Here is a 765-nt window from a genome sequence, read left to right as displayed (position 1 = left end):
AATGTCACTAAATTATTTTAAAAAATATAACTTTATAGTTATTTCCAAGGAAGGTTAAGATGAGAACTCTCTTATCTTTAAGCATGGTGTGTGCTGCGCTACTTGCTAATGAGACTAATCTAAAAAACGAGTTAAACAACGAAGAGATTAGGGCGAATATGGCAAGCTCTTTTAACGAAAGCTCCAACATAAATTTACTTAACGAAAAACCAACTTCAGTAGGTAAGCTAAATTTAAAAGAAACCCCATGCTTTAAAATAGATAAAATTTCACTTCTTAGTGAGAACGAAGTTGCTAGCTTTAACGCTAGTAGTGGTGCTGATGAGGCTATAATAAGAAAAGCTTATAATGCAAACTACTCTAAATTTAACTCTATTTTAGAGGCTAGCTTAAATAAGCTTGATTTTAAAGCTGGCAGCTGTCTTGGCAAAAACTCTATCAATCTAATCATAAACTCTTTTAACAACGAGATAATAAAAAGTGGCTATATCACTTCAAGTGCGAGCCTATTTACAAAGAGCTTAAAAGATGCCAAGCTAGAGTTTGTGATAAATCTTGGCCTAATAGATGATATAAGCATAAATGAAGTTGATAACCAAAGAAACAGAGCGAGCTTATTTAGCGCATTTGGTGAGTACTCTCATAAAAATAAAGTGGCAAATATAAGAGATATCGAGCAGGCTCTTGAGTCACTGCAAAACGTCTCAAAAAATGATGTTAGCATTAAATTCTTACCTTCAAATAGGGCTGGCTTTTCAAATATAG

The 765-nt window shown here is 33.2% G+C and carries 1 protein-coding gene; it reads left to right on the top strand.

Annotated elements, in window-relative coordinates; genetic code table 11:
- Window positions 1-59: 59 nt before the first annotated feature.
- A partial coding sequence (locus G6W43_RS10950) for a POTRA domain-containing protein (protein WP_275052085.1) occupies window positions 60-765 on the top strand: 706 nt, incomplete at its 3' end.

Origin of the sequence: Campylobacter concisus, assembly GCF_015229965.1 — a bacterium.
GTDB lineage: Bacteria > Campylobacterota > Campylobacteria > Campylobacterales > Campylobacteraceae > Campylobacter_A > Campylobacter_A concisus_BD.
This window is presented reverse-complemented; position numbering and strand designations above follow the sequence as displayed.